The sequence below is a fragment of the Micromonospora sp. NPDC007230 genome (assembly GCF_042869115.1).
Classification (GTDB): Bacteria; Actinomycetota; Actinomycetes; order Mycobacteriales; family Micromonosporaceae; genus Micromonospora.
The window spans coordinates 426,072-443,249 of sequence record NZ_JBIAFE010000001.1 but is presented as its reverse complement, the minus strand read 5'-3'; the positions used below and the strand labels follow the sequence as shown (position 1 = coordinate 443,249).

Here is a 17,178-nt window from a genome sequence, read left to right as displayed (position 1 = left end):
AAGGGCAAGGCGGTGTCCGGCCTGAGCAAGGCGGCAAAGGAGATCAGCGGCGCGGTGGTGGACTCGCTGGGTGACGGCGACTCCGACCGCGCGCGACCGCGCCGGCGCCGGGACGAGGAGCGTTGACATGACCGACGAGCGGAAGACCGGCGGGACCGGACTGTTCCTCTACGGCATCGTGCCGTCCGACGTGGAGCCGACCCCTGATGCGGAGGGGGTCGGTTCCCCGCCGGGCGAGGTGACCGCGATTCGGCAGGGTGAGCTCGCCCTGCTGGTCAGCGAGGTCGGGCTGGAGGAGCCGATCGGCCGGCCGGCCGACCTGACCGCGTACCAGCGGCTGCTGGACTCGACCGCGGCGATCGCGCCGGTGCTGCCGGTCCGGTTCGGCACGGTGGTCACCGGCGAGGACGCGGTCGACGACCTGCTGGACGCGCACCACGACCGGTTCGCCGGCGCGCTGGCGGAGCTGGCGGACCACGTCCAGTACACCGTGCAGGGGCGCTTCGACGAGGAGGAGTTCCTCAGCGGGCTGCTGGCGCAGAACCCGCCCGCCGCCGCGCTCGCCGACCAGGTGCGCGGCCGGCCCGAAGTGGAGTGCCGGGATGAGCGGATCCGGCTCGGCGAGATGATCGCCCAGGCCGTCGAGCTGCGGCGGGAGGCGGAGAACCGCGACCTGATCGACGCGGTGGGCCGGTACGCGACGGCGAACGCCGCCCGCCCGCCCAGCCACGAGCTGGACGCGGTGAACGTCGCCTTCCTGGTCGCGACGGACGACGAGGACGCGTTCATCGGGGCGGTGGAGGACTTCGCCGACCGGCGGCGGGAGCTGATCCGGATGCGGCTGCTCGGCCCCCTCGCGCCGTACGACTTCGTCAGCGCGCACCAGTTGGTGGAGTGAGCCGTGGACATCCTCTGGGGGCTGCTCACCCTGCCGTACGCCCCGGTGCGCGGGGTCACCGCGGTGGTCAAGGTGATCGCCCGGGAGGCGGAGTCGCAGCAGTACAACCCGGTCAACGTCCGGCGGGAGCTGGAGGAACTGGACCGGGCGGCGGCGGCCGGTGAGATCACCCCGCAGACGCGGGACCTGGCCCAGCAGCGGGTGCTGGAGCGGCTGACCGCGCCAACGGGCGACCCGGGTCGTACCCCGCCCCGGAGGGCCGCCACCGCCGGCCGACGCCGGTCGCCTGTCCGGCGGCGGACCGGCGGCCGGCGGGGCGAGCACGGCGGGCGAGGGAGCTGACATGGCAGCAGGACGGATCCGCGGCGACGGCGACCGCGAACGCCGGCGCGAACCGGACGACCGCGACGCCGGCCGGTACGCGGACGAGGAGGAGTACGAGGAGATCTCGGCCGCCGAGGCGGCCCGGGAAGGGCTGCGCCAGATCGTCGGACTGACCGGCCGGGATCCGCTCGGGATCACCTCGATCGAGCCCACCGACGACGGCTGGCTGATCGGGGTGGAGGTGGTCGAGGACCACCGCATCCCGGCCTCGACCGACCTGCTCGGCCTCTATGAGGTCGAGCTGGACCTGGCCGGCAGCCTGCTCGCCTACCGGCGGACGCGCCGCTACCAGCGGGGCAAGGGGGACTGAGATGACGGTTGGGCGGACTCCCGCGGTGGTGCAGAACTCCGGTCAGGTGCTGCCGGCCGGGCACGAACCGGCGAACCTCGGGGACATCCTCGAACGGGTCCTCGACCGGGGCATCGTCATCGCCGGTGACATCCGGGTCAGCCTGCTCGACATCGAGCTGCTGACGCTCAAGCTGCGGCTGGTCATCGCCTCCGTGGACACGGCCCGGCAGATCGGCATCGACTGGTGGGAGCACGACCCGTGGCTCAGCTCCCGGGCCCGCCCGCCGGTCGAGCCGGGCCCGCGGGACCCGGAGGAGGTCGAGGCGGCCCGGCGGCCGCGGGTCGCCGGCCGGTCCGAGCGGGCCGCGAGGGAGGAGTGGGATGAGTACGACGGCTGACCCGGCTGCCGCCGCGCGGCACACCGGAGTCTGGCTGCACGGCGTGGTGGCCGAGGCCGACCCGGCCACGCTGGCGGGGCTCACCGGGATCGCCGGCGCGCCGGTGCGGACCGTGGCCGCGGCCGGTCTGGTCGCCGTGGTGAGCGACGCCCCGCTGGCCGAATACGGCGAGGAGGCGCTGCGCCGCAACCTGGAGGACCTGGCCTGGCTGGAACGGGCCGCCCGGAGCCATCACGCCGTGGTCGACGCGCTGTCCCGGGCCGGCGCGGTGGTGCCGGCCCGACTGGCCACCGTTTACCACGACGACCAGCGGGCGGCCCGGGCGCTGGTCGAGCGGCGCGACGAGCTGACCAGCACGCTGGCCCGGCTCACCGGCCGCGAGGAGTGGGGCGTCAAGGGGTACGTGGTGCCCGGGGCGACGCCGCGCGCCGAGGAACCGGCCGGCGGGGGCGGGGCCGGGGCGGCGTACCTGCGGCGGCGCAGGGCCCAGCTCAGCGCCCGCGAGGAGGGGCAGCGGGTGGCCGCCGAGGCGGCAGCAACCGTGCACACCGCACTCGCCGGGTACGCGGTCGCCGCCCGCCGGCACGCCCCGCAGGACCGGCGGCTCTCCGGCGCGGCCACGGCGATGGTGCTCAACGGCGCGTACCTGATCGACCGGGCCGGGCTGGCCGCCTTCTCCGCGCTGATCGGCGCACTGGCGGACCGGCACCCGGAGATCAGGCTGGAGCTGACCGGCCCCTGGCCGCCGTACTCCTTCGTGGCGGAATCCGGGACGGAGCCGCAACCGGTCGGGGAGGCGGCATGGGCGTGACCTCACTCGTTCCGAGTAGCGCCGACGACCCGCTGACCTACCGGCCGGTGGCCCTGGTCGACCTGCTCGACCGGGTGCTCGCCACCGGCGTGGTGATCACCGGGGACATCACGCTCGCCATCGCCGACGTCGACCTGGTCCGGATCTCGCTGCGCGCGCTGATCGCCTCGGTCGGCGCACTCGCCCCGCCCGAGCTAGGGCACGCGCTCGCCCCGCCCGAGCTCGGGGAGGTCGAGCGGTGACCGGCCGGGACGACGCGGCCGACGGGGGCGCGGCGGCGACCGGCCGGGACGAGGCGGCCGAGCTGGCGGCGGCGCTGGGGGAGCCGCAGTGGCAGGCGCCCCGGGTCCGGCCGCTGGACCGCCGGCTCGCATTCGACCAGGACTCCGTCGAGCGCGGGCTGGCCAGCCTGGTGCTCACCATCGTCGAGCTGCTGCGGCAGCTCATGGAACGCCAGGCGCTGCGCCGGGTCGACCTGGGCGACCTCACCGAGGAGCAGGTCGAACGCATCGGCACCACGCTGATGGCCCTGGAGGAGCAGATGACCCACCTCCGCGAGCACTTCGGCCTCTCCCCCCAAGACCTCAACCTCGACCTCGGCCCCCTAGGCCCCCTCCTCCCCACCGACTGACCCGACCCCTACATTCCGTCGATCATGAGGTTGGCGGCGGTGTGGATCTCCGTGACTGCCGCCAACCTCATGATCGACGCGTCACTGGTGGGTAGCGGCGTAGGCGGTCAGGGCGGCTAGTTGGGTGGGGTCGAGGGAGGGGCGGATGCGGGTGCGGGCCGTTGCGACGTGGGCGGCGGTGACGGTGGCGGCGGACAGGGATTCACGCATGGCGGCGAGTGCCGCCTCGCGGACCAGGGCGGCGCAGTCGGCCGCCGAGAAGCCGTCCAGCTCGGCGCCGAGCGCGGCCAGGTCGACGTCCGGGGCGAGCGGCACGTTCCGGGACGCCGCGCGGAGGATCTCCGCCCGGGCCGGACCGTCCGGCGGCGGCACGTACACCAGGCGCTCCAGCCGGCCGGGGCGCAGCAGCGCCGGGTCGACCCGGTCCGGCCGGTTGGTCGCGCCGACCACCACCACGTTGCGCAGCGCCTCCACCCCGTCCAGTTCGGTGAGCAGGGCGGCCACCACCCGGTCCGTGGTGCCGCCGTCGGTGGCCTGGCCACGGACCGGGGCGAGCGCGTCCACCTCGTCCAGGAAGACCAGCGTGGGTGCGGCCTCGCGGGCCCGGCGGAACAGTTCCCGGACCGCGCGCTCGCTCTCGCCCACCCACTTGGAGAGCAGCTCCGCGCCCTTCACCGACAGCACGTTGGCCCGCCCGGAGCCGGCCAGCGCGGTGACCAGGTAGGTCTTGCCGCAGCCGGGCGGCCCGTAGAGCAGGACCCCGCGTGGCGGCGTCACGCCCAGCCGGGCGAAGGTGTCCGGGTAGGTCAGCGGCCAGAGCACCGACTCGGTCAGCGTCTCCTTGACCTCGTGCAGGCCCCCGACGTCGTCCAGGGTCACCGAGGCCAGTTCCAGGGTGGACGCGGCCATCGTGGTGGGCCGGACCACCTCCAGCGCGGCGGCGAAGTCGGCCATCGCCACGGTCGGCGTCTCGGCCGCCTTCTGCCGCAGGGCGGCCCGTACGCCGGCCTCGCGGACCAGTGCGGCCAGGTCGGCGGCGACGAAGCCGGGCGTACGGGCGGCCACCTCGTCCAGCCGGACGTCCTCGGCGAGCGGCACCTGCCGGGTGAGCACGGTCAACTGTTCCCGGCGCAGCGGCTGGTCCGGCAAAGGCACGGTGATCCGCACCGAGAGCAGGTCCGGGGCGCGCAGGGCGGGGTCCACCGACTCCGGCCGGCTCGTGGTGCAGACCACCGCCGCCCCGGACCCGACCGCCTCGGCGACGACCTGGCGGAACACCGTGGCCACCGGGCCGGGCTCGTCCGCCGGGGCGATCGCCTCCACGTCGGTGACCAGCAGCACGGCCGCTTTGTCGGCGCGTACCGCCGCGGCGGCCTCGCGCAGCCGGCGGGCGGCCGCGTCGTTGCTCAGCGCGGCCAGCTCCGGCGCCCAGAGCGGGCAGACCCGGGCGCGTACCCGGGCGGCGACCGCGCGGACCAGCGCCGACTTGCCCGAGCCGGCCGGTCCGCTGACCAGCACGCCCAGCGAGACGGTGGTGCCCAGCCGCCGCAGCACCTCCCGGTGGTGGAAGCCCAGGTCGAGCAGCTCGGTCAGCTCCTCGGCCTGGGCCCGCAGCCCCGGCAGCTCGTCGACGTCCGGCGCCTCGGCCGGCTCAGCGAGCTCGGGCTCGGGGGCCGGTGCGGCCCATTCGCTCCCGGCGCCGGCTGGCCGGTTGACCGGGGGTCGGCCGCCGGCCGGCCGGCCGTTCGGGTACGGGCCGGCCGCGCCGGGGCCGTGGGTGGCCGCGCCGTGCTCCCAGCCGACCAGCGTGTCCATGGTGACCAGTGCGCCGGCCTCCGGTTCCGCCGTGACCACGGTGAGCAGGGTGCTGGTCCAGGCGTACCCGACGGTGTTGGCGAGGCTGCGCCGGGCGGCCTCGACCAGGCCGCGGACCGCGGCGTCGGGCAGCACGTCCTGGGGCAGCAGCGAGACGTCGTCCCCGGCGGTGACGACCTTGCCGAGCAGGGCGAGGCGGAGCATCTCCGGGGAGACCGCGGCCACGACCGCGACCGGCCCGGACAGGGTCACCCGGCGGGCTGGGGCCACCGGCAGCCGGCCCACCGTCACCTGCCCGCCGTCCCGCAGGCCGAGGTTGCCCAGCAGCAGGTCGTCGGCGTAGAGCAGGGCGGTGCTCGCGGTCGGTTCGGCTGCGGCCACGATGCCGGCGGTCACCCGCCGACCGGCCAGGCGTACCGGGTCGCCGGGGCGTAGCGCCAGGGCGGTCAGCACCTCGGGGTGCAGGCGGACGACGCCGCGCCGGGCGTCCAGCGCCGCCGGGCGCAGGCTCGCGGTCAGGGTCAGCTCGGGTTCCGCCACCCGCCCGACAGTAGCCGCCGGCACCACCCGGTGCCCGCAGCGCGTCCCGCCCGGTCAGCGCTGGCCCGGATCCTCCAGCAGCGAGGGATCGCGCCGGACCATCTCGGCCAGCCGGGCCGCCGGGTCCGGGCCCTCCCGGTCCTGGCCGGGGGCCGGCACGGGGGTCGGCGGCATCGGCCAGGCCGGCGGGGGCGGGGGCGGCGCGGGCACGGGGCCGACCGTCACCTCCCGGCCGGTCCAGGCGACCCGCAGCGGGTACGCCTGCCCGCCGTGCTCCACCCGCAGGGTGACCGCCAGCCCGGGGTGCTCCGCCACCACCTGGCGCACCGCCTCGGCCACCTCCTCGACCGGGTCCACCTGTTCGGGCCGGGCCCCGCCGCGCAGCCGGTACGCGCCGTGCCCGTCCCGCCGCGCCACCGCCGGCGGCGCCGCGTCCCGGTCGGCCTCGTCGCCGGTTCCCCGGCGGCGCAACGCCTCCTCGCGGCGCGCCAGCCGGGCCAGTGTCTCGTCCAGATCACCCCTCATCGAGTCCACCCCTTTCGTCGAGCACGGGTCGGGCAGGCAGCCGCGGATCCGGGTAGCCGGTTCCGCGCCGGCCACCTCCAGCATCACTGATGTACGGAGTTCTTCAACTCGGCGATCAATCGCGGGCTGAGCGTCCCGCCGGCCCGGTCGGCGAAGAGCCGCATCTCGTACGCCACGGTGCCCAGGTTGGCCGAGCGGTCGGCGACCACGCCGAGCAGCGCGCCACTGCTGATCGGGGCGATCAGCAGATAGCCCTCGGTCAGGTCCACGACCACCCGGTTGAGGCCGCCCAGGGCGTACGAGTTCGCGGCGCCCCCGGCGAGGCTGGCCAGGCCGGAGACCACGGCGGCGAGCCGCTCCGCGGTGGACCGGTCCTCGCTGGCGGACGCCGCCAGCAGCAGGCCGTCGGCGGAGACCGCGACGGCCTCCAGTACCCCGGTGGTGCTGGAGGTGAACGAGTCGAGTAACCAGTTGAAGGTGCAGACCTCGGGCCGGCGGCCCCCGGCGGGGTTCGGGCGGACGACGTTGCCGTGCGCAGCGGGGCTGGTCACCGTGATGAGTCCTCTTCGTAGCGGCGGTCCGGACTGACTTCGCGCAGAACACGGGCGATTTCGGACCGGGACGTAGCCCAGGCCGGTCCGGCGTGATCGCCGTCGCGGAGTCGGCTTGGTGTCACTTCGGACCCGGTGACGGGTCGTCGACCGGTCGGGCACGCTGCGTCCCCGGACAGTCGCCAGGATGGCGGGATCGGCGGCGGTTTGCGAGCGTAGATGTGATTTCCCGCGATCCGAATTCGTCCCGCTCAGCCGGCCTGGCCGGACCACGGTCGACGGATCTCGCGCACCGAACGGCGCAGCCGGACGAACGTACGGCGGATCTCAGGGAACGCTCAGCGTCCGGGCCGTACCGTGTGCCGCATGAGATCACCGCTCACTGCCGCGCGGATCCGGCGTGCCCTGGCCACCCGCCGTCGCCGGGTCGTCGCCGCGGTGGTGGTGGTCGGCCTGGTCGCCGTCGCGGTGACCTGGGCGGCCCGGCCGCAGCGGCCCGGCTTCCGGACCGAGTCGGGGCTGGTGACCGTCCGCTCCGGACCGGCCGGCGACCAGCCGGTCGACCTGGACACCACGCTCTACCTGCCCCGGGACGCGTCGGCCGGGCACCGGGTGCCGGCCGTGCTGCTGGCGCACGGCTTCGGCGGCACCAAGGAGTCGGTCCGCTCCGACGCGGAGGACCTGGCCGACCGGGGGTACGCGGTGCTCACCTGGACCGCCCGGGGCTTCGGCCGCAGCGGCGGCGAGATCCACCTGGACAGCCCGGACTACGAGGTGCGGGACGCCCAGCGGCTGCTCGACCGGCTCGCCGCCCGCCCGGACATCCGGCTCGACGCCGCCGGGGACCCGCGGGTCGGCGTGGTCGGCGGCTCGTACGGCGGCGGCCTGGCGCTGCTGCTGGCCGCGCAGGACCGCCGGGTCGACGCGATCGTTCCCATGATCACCTGGAACGACCTGTCCCGGGCCTTCCTGCCCGAGAGCACCGGCAAGGCACCCACCGAGGGCGTGTTCAAGAAGGGCTGGGCCGGCCTGTTCTTCGGTGGCGGCGGCAACGCCGGCTCCGGACCGGCCGGCCTCTCCGGCACCACCGCCGGCCAGCCCGAGGGCGCCCCGGCGTCGGCCGGCGCGCCCAGCCCGCAGCCCGGCGCAGGCCCCGGTACCGGGCGCGCCCCCGGCGCCGCCGCCGACCCGTCCTGCGGCCGGTTCGCCGCCGACGTCTGCGCCGCGTATCTGCGGATCGCCACCACCGGGCGGGCCGACGCCCAGGCGGTCGACCTGCTGCGCCGCTCCTCCCCGGCCGGGGTGCTCGACCGGATCAAGGCGCCGACCCTGCTCGTGCAGGGGGAGGCGGACACCCTCTTCCCGCTCACCGAGGCGGACGCCAACGCGCGCGGCATCGCCGCCGGCGGCACCCCGGTCCGGGTCGCCTGGTTCACCGGCGGCCACGACGGCGGCACGGGTCCGACCTCCGACTCGGACCGGGTGAAGTTCCTGACCGCACAGTGGCTCGACCACCACGTCAAGGGCGAGGGCGCGGCACCGGGTGAGTCCTTCACCTTCTCCCGGATCGCCGGCTTCGACGCGCTCGACCGGGGCCTGGTGGCCACCGGCTACCGCACCACCGACTACCCCGGCGTGGCCGGGCAGACCCGGCACGACATCACGCTCGCCGGCCCCGCCCAGTCGGTCGCCAACCCGCCCAACGGCAACCCGGCGGCGATCTCCTCGGTGCCGTTCGCCGGGGCGATCGGCTCGCTGCTGGACGGGGTGGCCGGCGACATCCCCGGCCAGCACGCCCGGTTCGAGTCCGCCCCGCTGACCGACGCGGTCGACGTGGTCGGCGCGCCCACCGTGCAGATCAGGGCCGCCTCGCCCACCGGCGAGGCGGTGCTCTTCGTCAAGCTCTACGACGTCGACCCGCAGGGCGCCGCCACCCTCCCCGACGGCCTGGTCGCCCCGGTCCGCCTGACCGGCCTGCCGAGGGCGCTCGACGCCGCGCAGCCGGTGACCGTCACCCTGCCGGCGATCGTCCGCCGGATCGAGGCCGGGCACCGGCTGCGGGTCGTCGTGGCCACCTCCGACCAGGCGTACGCCACCCCGGCCGAGCCGGTGGTGCACACCGTCGCCCTCGGCGGCGGCTCGCTGGTGCTGCCCACGGTCGACGCCCAGCCGATCCCCACCACGGCCACGATCTGGCGCTGGGTGCTGGTCGGCCTGCTCGCCGCGATCGCGGTCGGGCTCGCCGTGGTCGTCCTGGTGGCCCGGCGCCGGCACCGCCGCCAGGACAGTTCGATCCACCCGGCGTACGCGGGCGTCCCCCTCGCCGTCCGCCAGCTCCGCAAGGAGTACGCGGACGGCTTCGTCGCCGTCTCCAACGTGGACTTCGAGGTGCACCCCGGTCAGGTGGTCGGCCTGCTCGGCCCGAACGGCGCCGGCAAGACCACCACGCTGCGGGTGCTGATGGGGCTGACCCAGCCCACCGCCGGCGAGATCTACGTCTTCGGTCACCGGCTGGTGCCCGGCTCGCCGGTGCTCTCCCGGATCGGGGCGCTGGTCGAGGGGCCGGGCTTCCTGCCGCACCTGTCCGGCCTGGAGAACCTGAAGGCGTACTGGCGGGCGACCGGGCGGCCCTGGTCGGACGCGCACTTCGACCAGGCGCTGGAGATCGCCGGCCTGGGTGACTCGGTGCACCGCAAGACCCGCAAGTACAGCCACGGCATGCGGCAGCGGCTGGCCATCGCGCAGGCCATGCTGGGCCTGCCCGAGCTGCTGGTGCTCGACGAGCCGACGGACGGCCTCGACCCGCCGCAGATCGCCGAGATGCGCCGGGTGCTCCAGCGCTACGCCACCGACGGCCGGGCGGTGCTGGTCTCCAGCCACCTGCTGGCCGAGGTGGAGCAGACCTGCACCCACGCGGTGGTGGTGAACAAGGGGCGGATCGTCGCCTCCGGGCCGGTCGAGGAGATCGTCGGCGAGTCGCCGAGCGTGCTGTTCGAGGTCAGCGACCCGGACGCGGCGCGCGGCGTGCTCGATCGGCTGCACGGCGTACGGGTGCTGCCCGACGGCGACGGCGGGCTGGTGGTGGACACCAACGGCACGGCCCGCAGCGAGGTGGTGGCCGAGCTGGTCCGGGCCGGCATCGGGGTGGACCGGGTGGTGCCCCGACGTCGCCTGGAGGACGCGTTCCTCGCCCTGGTCGGCGAGAACTCTCGGGGAAGCGGGGACCGGTGATGGGACAGTCGTCATCCGTGGCCACGGTGGAGCGCCGCGGGGCCGCGTCGGGTTACCGGCCCTCGGCGACCCTGCCGTTCCTGGCCGAGTTCCGCCGACAGGCGTCCCGGCGGCGTACCCAGCTCGCGCTGGGGTTCATGGTGCTGCTGCCGTTGATCATCCTGGTCGCGTTCCAGTTCAACTCGGGTGAGGACGACCGCGGCGGCCGGGGGGAGTTCTCCAGCCTGGCCGACCTGGCCACCTCCGGCGGGCTGAACTTCACCCTGTTCACGATCCTGGTCTCGGCGTCGTTCCTCCTGGTCGTGGTGGTGGCCCTGTTCTGCGGGGACACGGTGGCCAGCGAGGCGAGCTGGGGCAGCCTGCGCTACCTGCTGGCCGTCCCGGTGCCCCGCGCCCGGCTGCTCACGGTGAAGCTGCTGGTCGCGCTCGCGTACTCGGGGCTGGCCCTGCTGCTGCTCGCCGCCACCGCGCTGCTCGCCGGCACCCTCCGGTACGGCTGGTCCCCGCTGCGCAGCCAGGTCGCCGCCGAGCTGGCCCCGGCGGACGGGCTGGTCCGCCTGCTCGCGATCCTCGGCTACCTGGCGGTCGTCCTGCTGGTGGTGGCCGGGCTGGCGTTCCTGCTCTCGGTGAGCACGGACGCCGCGCTCGGCGCGGTCGGCGGGGCGGTGCTGCTCTGGATCCTCTCCAGCATCCTGGACCAGATCACCGCGTTGGGCAGCCTGCGTGCCCTGCTGCCGACCCACTACAGCAGCGCCTGGCTGGGCCTGCTCTCCACGCCGGTGCAGACCGACGACGTGGTACGCGGTGCCATCTCGGCGATCGGCTACGCCACGATCTTCTGGAGCCTGGCCTTCTGGCGGTTCACCCGCAAGGACGTCACGAGCTGATCTCCGGCGCCCTGCGCGCTTGTGCCCAGACGGCGAGGAACCGGCCCCGTCAGAGTCGGCTTTCCGGGGTCGGGGTGGTGTTACCTGCTCGACTTGCCAGGCGCCGGCCGAGGGGTCCGGCGCGAGTCGGCGGGCCGCGTCAGGACGGCTCGGCGGGCGTGGTGGCCCGGACGAGGACCGCGTCGAGCAGGCCCGGGTAGAGGCGGTCCAGTTCCTCCCGGCGCAGCCGGACGTAGCGGCTGGTGCCGGCGACCCGGGTCCGGGTCAGGCCGGCCTCGCGCAGCACCTTGAGGTGGTGGCTGCGGGTCGCCTTGGCGACGCCGAACTCGAAGGTGCCGCAGGCGTATTCACCGCCCTCGGCGAGGGCGCGCACGATCTGCAGCCGGACGTCGTCGGCCAGGGCCGCCAGCACGGCGGTGACCGGCACCTCGCGCAGCTCGGGTTCGTGCAGCTCCATGTGACCAGGGTAACCCATGTTCGACTTTCATCGAACAAGCTCCTAGAGTCGGCGATGCTGGTTCGACGATACTCGAACATCGGAGCTGTCATGCGCTCTCGTCACGCCGCCTTCCCGCTCTTCGCCGTGCTCAGCTGGGGCGTCATGTTCCCCGTCCTGGCCAGCGCGCTCACCCGGGTGGACGCACTCAACCTGACGGCCGCCCGGTACGTCCTCGCCGCCGCCGTGCTCGTCGCCCTGCTGCTGGTCCGGGAGGGGTGGACCGCCCTGCGCGCGGGCCGGCGCGGGGCCGAGGTGCTGCTGCTCGGCGTCATCGGCTTCGCCGGCTTCAACGTGCTCACCAACCTCGCCCTCGGGCACGCCGCCCCGCAGCAGATCGCCCTGTTCGCCGCCACCACGCCCCTGGTCACCCAGCTCGTCCGCTGGGCCCGGGACGGCGTACGCCCCCGGCCGGCGCTGCTCGGCCTCTCGCTGGTCGCCCTGGTCGGCGTCGGTCTGGTGATCACCCGCGGCCGGCTCGACGGGCTTGGCCAGTTCGGGGTCGGCGGGCTGCTCATGATCGGTGCGGTGCTCGCCTGGGCGATCTACACCCACGGCGCCGGCCGGTTCCCCGAGTACTCCGCGCTGCGCTACACCACCCTGACCGCCGTCGCCGGCACGCTCGCCATGCTGGCCGCCAGCGCCGTCGCCGACCTCACCGGGCTCCAGCACGCACCGGCCGCCGCCGACCTCGTCGCGGTCGCCCCGCAGCTCGCGTACGCCGTGGTGGTCGCCGCCGTCCTCGCGGTGCTCGCCTGGAACACCGGGGTACGCCGGCTCGGCGCCGCCGACGCCGCGCTGTTCATGAACCTGGTCCCGGTGACCACGTTCGCGGTGCAGACCCTCCGCGGCTACCGGCCCGGCGCCGTGGAACTGGCCGGCGCGGCCGTGACCATCGCCGCCCTGGTCGCCGCCAACTTCGCCACCCGTACCCGCGCCGCGACTCCCGCCCCGGCCACGCCGGTCTCCGCCGTGACCGACCGCCAGGCCGTCGTCGACCCCGTCGCCGTCCTCGCCCGCTGATCCCGCGCGCCGGTAGCTCACAAAATGGGAACCCCCGTTGGTGCGGGCGGTGGACCTGCATAGACTCGGGGCCACAACTGCATACCTCATCCAGAGGGGCTGAGGGATACGGCCCGATGACGCCCCGGCAACCACCCGCGCGCTCGACGACGAGCGTCGCGGGCAGGTGCCAATTCCGTCCCCGCCGCACAAGGCGATGCGGGGGAAGATGAGAGGACCTCGACATGACGTCGACGCTTCCCGCCAGCTCCGGCATCGACACCACCCTCAGCCCGGCCCGCGCCCTGGTCTGTCGCGGCTGTTCCGCGCGCTACCCGCTCGCCGCCCAGCACGCCTGCTACGAGTGCTTCGGGCCGCTGGAGGTCGACTACGACACCGCCGCCCTCGCCACGGTCACCCGCGAACAGATCGAGGCCGGCCCGAAGAACCTCTGGCGGTACGCGGGCCTGCTCCCCGCCGGCCAGGACCCGGCCACGCGGGTGACCCTGAACCCGGGGCTGACCCCGCTGGTCGCCGCCCCGCACCTCGCCGCCGAGCTGGGCCTCACCGCCCCGCTCTGGATCAAGGACGACAGCGCCAACCCGACGCACTCGTTCAAGGACCGGGTGGTCTCGGTGGCGCTGACCGCCGCCCGGGCGCTCGGCTTCACCCGGTACGCCTGCGCCTCCACCGGCAACCTGGCCAACTCGGTGGCCGCCCACGCGGCCCGGGCCGGGGCGCCCTCGGTGGTCTTCATCCCCGGCGACCTGGAACAGGGCAAGGTGGTGACCACCGCCGTCTACGGCGGCGAGCTGGTCGCCATCGACGGCTCGTACGACGACGTGAACCGGCTCTGCGGCGAGCTGGTGGAGACCGACGAGTTCGAGGACACCGCGTTCGTCAACGTCAACGTACGGCCGTACTACGCCGAGGGCTCCAAGACCCTCGGGTACGAGGTGGCCGAGCAGCTCGGCTGGCGGATCCCCGCCCAGGTGGTCATCCCGATGGCCAGCGGCGAGCTGCTCACGAAGATCGACAAGGCGTTCTCCGAGCTGGTCGAGGTCGGGCTGGTCGAGGCGCCGGCCGGGGGCTGGAAGGTGTTCGGCGCCCAATCCGCCGGCTGCAACCCGATCGCCACGGCGCTGCACGCCGGCAGCGACACCATCGTCCCGGTCAAGCCGACCGGCATCGCCAAGTCGCTGAACATCGGCGACCCCGCCGCCGGGCTCTACGCGCTGGAGGCGGTCCGCCGCACCGGCGGCTGGATGGAGTACGCCGACGACGACGAGATCCGCGCGGCCATCCGGCTGCTGGCGCGCACCACCGGGGTCTTCGCGGAGACCGCCGGCGGCGTCACCGTGGCGGTGTTGCGCAAGCTGGTGGAGTCCGGGCGCCTCGACCCGGCGGCCGAGACCGTCGTCTTCAACACCGGCGAGGGCCTCAAGACCCTCGACGCGGTGGCCGACCAGGTCGGCCCCACCCACCGGATCAAGCCCTCCCTCCGCGCCGCCCGCGACGCCGGCCTCCTCAGCTGACCGCGCCGCCAGCTCTTGTTAATCAAGGGGCTTGGATCCAGAACGACGCGCGCTGACGCAAACCCCTTGATCAACGCGACGATGCGGGGGAGGGCGGATCGCCCGGACGGGGGATCGGGTCGATCCGCCGGGTAACTGGCTTTTCGCTGTGAGTGTGGAAAACCCGCCGACAAGGACTTGACGGCAGGAATTGGACGGCGCAAGATGCTCGGTGCGGGAGGGCATCCGCCGGAGACTTTTCAAGTTCTTGCGACCCAACGCCGGAGGCGTTGTGCGGACGTCCCTCCCGACCAACGTCCGAAGGGGCCAGCGGAAAACCGCTGGCCCCTTCGCTGTGCGGTGGGCCACGCTCGGGGGCATGGGCATCTCCGTCTCCCCCCTCGATCCCGCCGACCAGGCGACCCTCGACGCGGTGTACCGGACGGCGGCCGCGGCCCAGGCCGTGGACGAGCCGGACCTCCCGCCGCTGTGCCGGCGACGGTTCGAGGCGCCGCTGCGGCACCCGATGCCAGGCGTGGACACCCGCTGGTGGGTCGCGCGCCTCGACGGGGTGCCCGCCGGCTGGCTCCGGCTGTACCTGCACACCCTCGACAACACCGACAACGCCAGCGTCGAGCTAATGGTGGACCCGGCGTACCGGCGGCGCGGGGTGGGGCGGGCGCTGCACGAGCACGGGCTGCGGCTGCTGCGGGAACGCGGTGGCAAGCGGCTGGTCGGTTCGACCGTCGCCGCCCTGCCCGGCGAGGAGGCCCGGGAGCTGCCCGGGGCTGCCTTCGCCGCCACCGTCGGCGCGAAGCCGGCGCTCGCCGACGTCCGGCGCCGGCTGGACGTCACCACCCTCGACCGGCCGCGCCTGGCCGGCCTGCTCGCCGGGGCCCGCACGTCCGCCGCCGGCTACCGCACCGTCCGCTGGTCGAACCACAGCCCCGAGGAGTACGTCGCCGACATCGCCTACCTGGAGGGGCGGCTCCTGGTGGACGCGCCCCTCGGTGACCTCGAATGGGAGCAGCAGAAGGTCGACGCCGAGCGGATCCGCGGCACGGAGCGGGCGCTCGACGCGCGCGGGGTCCGCCGGTACAGCGTCGGAGCGGTGCACGAGGCGTCCGGCCGGCTGGTCGCCTGGAGCATGGTCAGCCTGGCCGCCAACACCACCTGGCACGCCTGGCAGCAGATCACCATCGTCGACCCGGACCACCGGGGCCACCGGCTCGGGCTGCTCACAAAGATCGAGAACCTCGACCACGCGCTGGCGCACGAACCGGAGCTGCGCGTGATCGACACCTTCAACGCGGCGACGAACACCCACATGATCGCGATCAACGAGCAACTCGGCTACCAGCCCGCGGCCGGCTCGACCGACTGGCAGCTGACGATCTGACTTGTGACAGGCCCCTACTGATCTGGTGGCTTGCTGTTGCATGATGGCGGGCATGACGGAGACCCCGCACCCCCTGTACGACAGGCACGCCGACACCCTCAACCGAGCGCTGACCGCCATCACGGAGCGCGGGTACTGGTCCGCCTACCCCGAGTCGCCCAGCCCCCGGGTGTACGGCGAGACCGCCGCCGCGGACGGCAAGGCGGCCTTCGAGGCGTACCTGAAGGCCGACTTCCCCCTCGACCAGGCGGGTGACGGGCAGACCGTCGCCACCGAGGTCAGCCCGTTCGGCCTGGAGCTGGACGTGCGCTACCCGCACGCCACCGCCGACCAGCTCGTGGCCGCCGCCTCCGCCGCCCTGCCGGCCTGGCGCGACGCCGGCCCGCAGGCCCGGGCGGGCGTCTGCCTGGAGATCCTCGACCGGCTGCACCGGAACGTCTTCGAGCTGGCCAACGCGGTGCAGTTCACCAGCGGCCAGGCGTTCGTGATGGCCTTCCAGGCCGGCGGCGCGCACGCGCTGGACCGGGCGCTGGAGGCGATCGCCTACGCGTACGCCGAGATGACCCGCCACCCGGCCACGGCCGGCTGGGAGAAGGCCGCCGGCAAGGGCGACCCGCTGCGGATGACCAAGACCTTCCACGTGGTGCCGCGCGGCGTGGCGCTGGTGATCGGCTGCAACACCTTCCCGACCTGGAACTCGTACCCGGGGCTCTTCGCCTCGCTGGCCACCGGCAACCCGGTGATCATCAAGCCGCACCCGCGCGCGGTGCTGCCGCTCGCGATCACCGTGAAGTACGCCCGCCAGGTGCTCGCCGAGGCCGGGTTCGACCCCAATCTGGTGCAGCTCGCGCCGGAGGGGCTGGGCGAGAAGCTCGCCTCCACCCTGGCGCTGCACCCGGCCGTGAAGATCGTCGACTTCACCGGTTCCACCGAGTACGGCGACTGGCTGGAGGTCAACGCCCGGCAGGCGGCCGTCTACACCGAGAAGGCCGGCCTGAACACGGTGGTCATCGACTCCACCGACGACTTCGCCGGGTTGTGCCGCAACCTGGGCTTCACGCTGACCCTCTACAGCGGCCAGATGTGCACCACCTCCCAGAACCTGCTGATCCCCCGGGGCGGCATCGAGACCGACCAGGGGCACAAGAGCTTCGACGAGGTGGCCGCCGGGATCGCCGGGGCGGTCGGCAAGCTCACCGCCGACCCGGCCCGGGGCGTCGAGCTGACCGGCGCGATCGTCAACGACGGCGTGCTGGAGCGGCTGGAGGAGGTCACCAAGGTCGGCGAGCCGGTGCTGGAGTCGCGGACCGTCGAGCACCCGTCCTTCCCCGGCGCGGTGGTGCGTACGCCGGCCATCGTCAAGCTGGACGCGGCGGACACGGCGACCTACTCGCGGGAGTGGTTCGGGCCGATCTCGTTCGCCATCGCGACCGACTCGACGGCGCACAGCCTGGCGATCCTGCGGACCACAGTGGGGGAGAAGGGTGCGCTCACCGCCGGTGTCTACTCCACCGACGAGGCGGTGCTGGACGCGGCCGAGGCGGCGGCGGTCGACGCGGGCGTGCACCTGTCCTGCAACCTGACCGGCGGGGTCTTCGTCAACCAGTCGGCGGCGTTCTCCGACTTCCACGGGTCGGGGGCGAACCCGGCTGCCAACTCTGCTCTTACTGATGGTGCCTACGTGTCGAACCGGTTCCGCATCGTGCAGTCGCGTCGGCACGTCTAATCGTCTGTTGCTGTTGGGGTTTCCGGGGTGGGCCTTGTTGGGTTTCCGGGGTGGGCCTTGTTGGGTTTCCGGGGTGGGC

At 74.3% G+C, this 17,178-nt stretch carries 14 protein-coding genes, 4 pseudogenes and 1 riboswitch; of the genes and pseudogenes, 14 read left to right on the top strand and 4 right to left on the bottom strand.

What is annotated here, in order from left to right:
- Positions 1-127 precede the first annotated feature (127 nt).
- The 7 genes and pseudogenes from ACFYML_RS02170 (at position 128) to ACFYML_RS02140 (ending at position 3,413) form a co-directional block, all read left to right on the top strand.
- Entirely contained in the window at positions 128-898 is a 771-nt protein-coding gene (locus tag ACFYML_RS02170) for a GvpL/GvpF family gas vesicle protein (protein ID WP_387418843.1), read from the top strand.
- Between the two features lie 3 nt (positions 899-901).
- Positions 902-1,240, top strand: a complete 339-nt coding sequence (locus ACFYML_RS02165; protein ID WP_387418842.1) for a gas vesicle protein GvpG — start codon at positions 902-904, stop codon at positions 1,238-1,240.
- Position 1,241: 1 nt separating this feature from the next.
- On the top strand, positions 1,242-1,592 hold the full coding sequence (locus ACFYML_RS02160; protein ID WP_387418841.1) for a gas vesicle protein: 351 nt from the start codon (positions 1,242-1,244) through the stop codon (positions 1,590-1,592).
- Positions 1,513-1,794, top strand: a pseudogene (gene gvpJ / locus ACFYML_RS02155) (gas vesicle protein GvpJ); the annotation flags it as partial. The gene ACFYML_RS02160 and the pseudogene gvpJ, both read left to right, overlap by 80 nt.
- Before the next feature lie 160 nt (positions 1,795-1,954).
- Positions 1,955-2,782, top strand: a complete 828-nt coding sequence (locus tag ACFYML_RS02150) for a GvpL/GvpF family gas vesicle protein (RefSeq protein WP_387418840.1) — start codon at positions 1,955-1,957, stop codon at positions 2,780-2,782.
- Entirely contained in the window at positions 2,773-3,024 is a 252-nt protein-coding gene (locus tag ACFYML_RS02145) for a gas vesicle protein (protein ID WP_387418839.1), read from the top strand. The genes ACFYML_RS02150 and ACFYML_RS02145 overlap by 10 nt, the downstream gene beginning before the upstream one ends.
- The gene (locus tag ACFYML_RS02140; RefSeq protein ID WP_387418838.1) at positions 3,021-3,413 is read left to right on the top strand and encodes a gas vesicle protein K; all 393 of its coding nucleotides are present in this window, start codon (positions 3,021-3,023) and stop codon (positions 3,411-3,413) included. The genes ACFYML_RS02145 and ACFYML_RS02140 overlap by 4 nt, the downstream gene beginning before the upstream one ends.
- An 81-nt stretch (positions 3,414-3,494) precedes the next feature.
- On the opposite strand, the gene ACFYML_RS02135 is transcribed toward ACFYML_RS02140, so the two are convergent.
- The 3 genes from ACFYML_RS02135 to ACFYML_RS02125 all read right to left on the bottom strand — a co-directional run bounded on the left by ACFYML_RS02135 (position 3,495) and on the right by ACFYML_RS02125 (position 6,844).
- Entirely contained in the window at positions 3,495-5,768 is a 2,274-nt protein-coding gene (locus ACFYML_RS02135; protein ID WP_387418837.1) for an AAA family ATPase, read from the bottom strand.
- Positions 5,769-5,822: 54 nt separating this feature from the next.
- On the bottom strand, positions 5,823-6,293 hold the full coding sequence (locus ACFYML_RS02130; protein ID WP_387418836.1) for a hypothetical protein: 471 nt from the start codon (positions 6,291-6,293) through the stop codon (positions 5,823-5,825).
- An 83-nt stretch (positions 6,294-6,376) separates the two neighbouring features.
- Positions 6,377-6,844, bottom strand: a complete 468-nt coding sequence (locus tag ACFYML_RS02125) for a roadblock/LC7 domain-containing protein (RefSeq protein WP_387418834.1) — start codon at positions 6,842-6,844, stop codon at positions 6,377-6,379.
- 366 nt (positions 6,845-7,210) lie between these two features.
- Here ACFYML_RS02125 and ACFYML_RS02120 point away from each other — a divergent pair.
- The 3 pseudogenes from ACFYML_RS02120 to ACFYML_RS02110 form a co-directional block, all read left to right on the top strand.
- Positions 7,211-7,918 (top strand): annotated as a pseudogene (locus ACFYML_RS02120) (alpha/beta hydrolase); the annotation flags it as partial.
- A gap of 108 nt (positions 7,919-8,026) precedes the next feature.
- A pseudogene (locus ACFYML_RS02115) lies at positions 8,027-10,075 on the top strand (ATP-binding cassette domain-containing protein); the annotation flags it as partial.
- Positions 10,076-10,088: 13 nt separating this feature from the next.
- Positions 10,089-10,962: pseudogene (locus ACFYML_RS02110) on the top strand (ABC transporter permease).
- A gap of 139 nt (positions 10,963-11,101) precedes the next feature.
- Here the strand turns inward: ACFYML_RS02110 and ACFYML_RS02105 are convergent.
- Positions 11,102-11,419 carry an ArsR/SmtB family transcription factor gene (locus tag ACFYML_RS02105; protein ID WP_387418833.1) on the bottom strand — a complete coding sequence of 106 codons (318 nt, stop codon included), beginning with the start codon at positions 11,417-11,419 and terminating at the stop codon, positions 11,102-11,104.
- A gap of 90 nt (positions 11,420-11,509) precedes the next feature.
- Here ACFYML_RS02105 and ACFYML_RS02100 point away from each other — a divergent pair, with 90 nt between their 5' ends.
- The 4 genes from ACFYML_RS02100 (at position 11,510) to paaN (ending at position 17,099) form a co-directional block, all read left to right on the top strand.
- Entirely contained in the window at positions 11,510-12,481 is a 972-nt protein-coding gene (locus ACFYML_RS02100) for a DMT family transporter (protein ID WP_387418832.1), read from the top strand.
- 83 nt (positions 12,482-12,564) lie between these two features.
- Positions 12,565-12,696: riboswitch (SAM riboswitch) on the top strand.
- Between the two features lie 9 nt (positions 12,697-12,705).
- Positions 12,706-13,995, top strand: a complete 1,290-nt coding sequence (thrC, locus tag ACFYML_RS02095; protein ID WP_357443392.1) for a threonine synthase — start codon at positions 12,706-12,708, stop codon at positions 13,993-13,995.
- 358 nt (positions 13,996-14,353) lie between these two features.
- Positions 14,354-15,373, top strand: a complete 1,020-nt coding sequence (locus ACFYML_RS02090) for a GNAT family N-acetyltransferase (RefSeq protein ID WP_387418830.1) — start codon at positions 14,354-14,356, stop codon at positions 15,371-15,373.
- A gap of 52 nt (positions 15,374-15,425) precedes the next feature.
- Entirely contained in the window at positions 15,426-17,099 is a 1,674-nt protein-coding gene (gene paaN, locus ACFYML_RS02085; protein WP_387418828.1) for a phenylacetic acid degradation protein PaaN, read from the top strand.
- The last annotated feature ends 79 nt before the right edge of the window (positions 17,100-17,178 follow it).